5 protein-coding genes and 1 pseudogene are annotated in these 4,045 nt (G+C 65.3%); 3 read left to right on the top strand and 3 right to left on the bottom strand.

Going from position 1 to position 4,045, the window contains the following annotated elements:
* Positions 1 to 74 precede the first annotated feature (74 nt).
* Positions 75 to 1,169, bottom strand: a complete 1,095-nt coding sequence (locus EN884_RS28215) for a class I SAM-dependent rRNA methyltransferase (protein ID WP_063169011.1) — start codon at positions 1,167 to 1,169, stop codon at positions 75 to 77.
* A 136-nt stretch (positions 1,170 to 1,305) separates the two neighbouring features.
* Between EN884_RS28215 and EN884_RS28210 the strand changes: the two genes are divergently transcribed.
* From EN884_RS28210 to EN884_RS28200, 3 genes are all read left to right on the top strand, one after another.
* Entirely contained in the window at positions 1,306 to 1,998 is a 693-nt protein-coding gene (locus EN884_RS28210) for a YafY family protein (RefSeq protein ID WP_063169010.1), read from the top strand.
* 71 nt (positions 1,999 to 2,069) lie between these two features.
* Positions 2,070 to 2,465: a VOC family protein gene (locus EN884_RS28205; protein ID WP_013529579.1), complete on the top strand. Its 396-nt coding sequence runs from the start codon at positions 2,070 to 2,072 to the stop codon at positions 2,463 to 2,465.
* Positions 2,462 to 2,899: an EVE domain-containing protein gene (locus EN884_RS28200; RefSeq protein ID WP_063169009.1), complete on the top strand. Its 438-nt coding sequence runs from the start codon at positions 2,462 to 2,464 to the stop codon at positions 2,897 to 2,899. Before EN884_RS28205 ends, EN884_RS28200 begins: the two co-directional genes overlap by 4 nt.
* Here EN884_RS28200 and EN884_RS28195 read toward each other — a convergent pair.
* On the bottom strand, positions 2,896 to 3,861 hold the full coding sequence (locus EN884_RS28195) for an ornithine cyclodeaminase family protein (protein ID WP_128360862.1): 966 nt from the start codon (positions 3,859 to 3,861) through the stop codon (positions 2,896 to 2,898). The genes EN884_RS28200 and EN884_RS28195 overlap by 4 nt on opposite strands.
* 37 nt (positions 3,862 to 3,898) lie before the next feature.
* Positions 3,899 to 4,045 (bottom strand): annotated as a pseudogene (locus EN884_RS40335) (DUF1049 domain-containing protein); the annotation flags it as partial.

Genomic DNA, 4,045 nt, shown 5'->3' with positions numbered 1-4,045 from the left:
CCCTGAAAGATGTCCGCGCTGACAATGGCGACGTCTGGGTGGCGCTCGACCGGGTGCGCCTGCATGCCGCTCGTTCATTCAGCCACCCAACGCGAAAACAATGAGGTCGATAGCGCCCGGCCGGCGGACTTTTCGCGGATGATCAGCTCACCCGATTCAACCTTGCCGCCCATACCGGCAAAGGTATCGCGCATCAGGGCGTGGATGGCGAAGAAGGAGGCGCGGATCGAGTAGGCGGTCAGCACCACGGCGAGCGGCTTCGGCGTCAGGATCGCCCGGCAGAGGTCGGTCAAATCCGGCAGGTCCTCGAACAATTGCCAGACCTCGCCCTTGGGGCCACGGCCATAGGCCGGCGGGTCGAACAGAATGATATCGTAGCGGCTGCCGCGGCGCTCCTCGCGCTCGGCGAATTTCACCGCGTCGTCGACGATCCAGCGGATCGGCTTGCTGCCGAGGCCGGCCATCTCCTGGTTTTCGCGGGCCCAGCCGATCGCCTTCTTCGAGGCATCGACATGGGTGACCTCGGCACCGGCGCGAGCCGCCACCAAGGAAGCGAGACCGGTATAGCCGAACAGGTTCAGAACCTTGACCGGCCGCTTCGCCGCCGCGATCAGCCCGGCCATGTGGTCCCAGTGGGAGGCCTGCTCGGGAAAGACGCCGACATGACGAAACGAGGTGAAACGGCCGAGATAGTCGATGCCGTCATGCTTCATCGGCCAGGTCTCGCCGAGCGGCAGCTTCGGGAAACGCCAGCGGCCGATCCCCTCCTCGTCGGTGTCTCCGGTGAAGACGGCGTCGGCGCGCTCCCATTCCTTTGCCGGCAATGCCTTTTGCCAGATCGCCTGACCCTCTGGCCGCACGATCCGGTAGGGGCCATATTGTTCGAGCTTCTGGCCGGTGCCGCTGTCGAGCAGCGCATAATCGGCATTGGGCGCCACTTCCAGGATCACGGGAAGATGTTCGGCGGGCAGAGCGCCTTCGCGGCGGGCCAGGATGCGCGGCGCCGAGTTCGGTTCGGAACGATTTTCCGTCTTCGCCTCATGGCGCTCGCGCGGTGGCGCTTCCGGTCTGGCAGGAGCCTGGCCGGGACGCGGGCGTGACACGTCCGCCGCACTCTTGGCGGATGGATGTGGACGGTTGTCGCGGCGTTTGTCGCGAAAAGACTTCAAGCGGGGGCAACTCCGAACGGCGTGGCCGCTTTTGACATAGGGCAACCGGCTTCGCAACCAAGTCCGACAGGTCGGCCTCTCCGGTTTATGTCTGCCGGCGATGGACCAATGTCAAAGAAACAGGCAAATCTGCTCGATGTCCCGCTCCGAACGCCTGCTCGACCTCATACAGTGCTTGCGCCGGCATCGCCGGCCGGTGAGCGGGCACATGCTTGCCGACGAGACGGGCGTTTCGATCCGCACGCTCTACCGCGACATCGCCACGCTGCAGGGCCAGGGCGCGCCGATCGAAGGTGAGGCGGGGTTGGGTTATGTGCTCAAGCCCGGCTTCATGCTGCCGCCGCTGATGTTCAGCGACGAGGAGATCGAAGCCATTGTGCTCGGCTCGCGCTGGGTCGCCAGGCAGCCGGACCAGCGTCTCTCGGCCGCCGCCGCCAACGCGTTGGCCAAGATCGCAGCCGTGCTGCCCGACGATCTGCGCGAGGATCTTGACGCGAGCACACTGCTGGTCGGGCCTCCTGCCGCGGCCACCGAGGGCATCGATCTTGGTCTGGTGCGGCAGGCCATCCGCAACGAGCGCAAGCTCGGCTTTCTCTACCGCGATGCCGGCGGGGCCGTGTCCCAGCGCGTCGTCTGGCCATTTGCGCTGGGCTTCTTCGACAAGGTGCGGGTGGTGGTGGCGTGGTGCGAGATGCGGCAGGATTTCCGGCATTTTCGCGCCGATCGCATCGCCGAACTCCAAGCAATGGACACGCGCTATCCGCGTCGTCGCCAGGCGCTGCTCAAGGAATGGCGAACGACGCTCGACAAGCCGCGTGGTTCGCGATGACTGCTGCCATATTCTGACAGTAGCCTATCGTATGTTCGTCAAGTCGAAACACCGAACCTTGGAGAGCAGATATGGCCACCCCGAATTTCGTCATCCTCTATGTCGACCAGCCGCAGCAGAGCGGTGCCTTCTACAGCGCGCTGCTCGGTCGTGAGCCGGTCGAAAGTTCGCCGACCTTCGTGCTGTTCGTGCTCGATGCCGGCTTCAAGCTCGGCCTGTGGTCGCGCCATACGGTGGAGCCGGCAGCCGCCACGTCAGGCGGTGGCGCCGAAATCGTGTTTGCGCTGGATACGCCCGATGCGGTCGATGCCGCCCATGCCGACTGGTCCGGGCGCGGGCTGAAGATCCTGCAGACGCCGACCGACATGGATTTCGGTCGTACTTTTGTCGCGCTCGATCCCGATAATCATCGCCTGCGCGTCTACTGGCTGTCCGACGGGGAACAGGCCAATGGGGAACAGAAATGAGCGCGTATTGGATAGCGGTGGCGTCGGCCGAGCATGTCCGGCGTGGTCGCACAGCCGGCTTCATGCAGGTCAACCACGGCAAGGCGGCACCGCTGCGTCGCGTCAAGCCGGGTGATGGCGTCGTCTACTATTCGCCGACCACTGTTTTGGGCGACAAAGACGGCCTGCAGGCTTTCACGGCGATAGGCATCGTGCGGGAAGGCGAGCCTTATCAGGGCGATATGGGCGCCGGCTTCACGCCGTTCCGCCGCGATGTGGCATGGGCCAAGGCCGAGGAAGCGCCGATCAAGCCGCTGCTCGACAGGCTGGACTTCACCGCGGCCAAGTCGAACTGGGGTTATCAGCTTCGCTTTGGCCTTTTTGAAATCGGGGATCACGATTTTCGTGTGATCGCCGAGGCGATGGGCGCCGAAATGGGTGCAACGGTAAACTAGGCCGTGAGCGCCTTGTAGACGGCAATGCCGGCGGCAAGATCCTCGAGTGCCGCTCCGACCGACTTGAACAGCGTGATCTCACCGGCGCTCTCGCGGCCCTTCTTCCGGCCGCGCGCCAATTCGTGCAGATCGGCGACGATGGCTTCCGGTTTCAGCACGCCGGAGGCCAGCGGTTGGACGATGTCGCCGGCTTCCTTGGTGGCGCCGGCGCGGGTGTCGACATAGACGCGGGCAAGCCTGATCGCATCGTCATCGCTCTCGCGCATCGTCGGCGTAAAGCCGCCGACCAGGTCGACATGGGTTCCCGGCCGCAACAATGCGCCCTTGATCAACGGCGTGGTCGTGATCGTCGCCGAGGAGACGATGTCGGCCTGCCCAAGCTCCGTATCGAGATCGCTTGCCGCACTGGCCGCGAAGCCCTGGGCGCACAGATCGGCCGCGACTTTCTCGGCATTGGCCGGGGTGCGGTTCCAGATGCGGATGGTCTTGATGGGCCGCACGGCCGAGTGCGCCTTGGCGAGGAAGGGCGACAGCGCGCCGGCGCCGACCACAAGCAGCCGCGAGGCATCGTCGCGGGCGAGATAGGAGGCCGCAAGCGCCGAAGCACAGGCGGTGCGCCATTGTGTCAGCCGCTGGCCGTCGATCAGGGCCTCGGGTTCGCCGGTGGCGCCGTTGAGCAGAAGATAGAGCCCCATCACCGCGGGCTTGCCGATGGCATTGTTGTCGGGCGACACGGTGACGATCTTGACGCCGACGTGACCGCCGGCCGACGTGCCGGCCGCGTTGAGATCGGTCCAGGCCGGCATCAAAAGCAGTGTGGAGGCGGCACCATCGGGCCGCTCGATCGTATGATGATGCCTGACCGGCTGCACCGCACCGTCGCGAAACGCCATGCGCAGCGTCTCGACCAGTCCGGGAAAGGTCAGCGCATGGTCGCCCTCTGCGGCCGAAATGGTCAGCATGAAAACCTCCGTGAGGACAAAACCGCCGATTGGCGGCTCAAGCGGTCGGCTTCGGCAATGCTGCCCCTTGGGCGGACCCCGGTGCCTGGCTTTGTGATACCGCCGGCGCACGGCTGACCGCCTGGCGCAGGTTCTCGGCTTCGACGCCGCGCTGGCGCGCCAGCTTGCGATAGCGACCCTGTTT

Origin of the sequence: Mesorhizobium sp. M7A.F.Ca.AU.001.01.1.1 (assembly GCF_004022735.1) — a bacterium.
GTDB lineage: Bacteria > Pseudomonadota > Alphaproteobacteria > Rhizobiales > Rhizobiaceae > Mesorhizobium > Mesorhizobium ciceri.
This window is presented reverse-complemented; position numbering and strand designations above follow the sequence as displayed.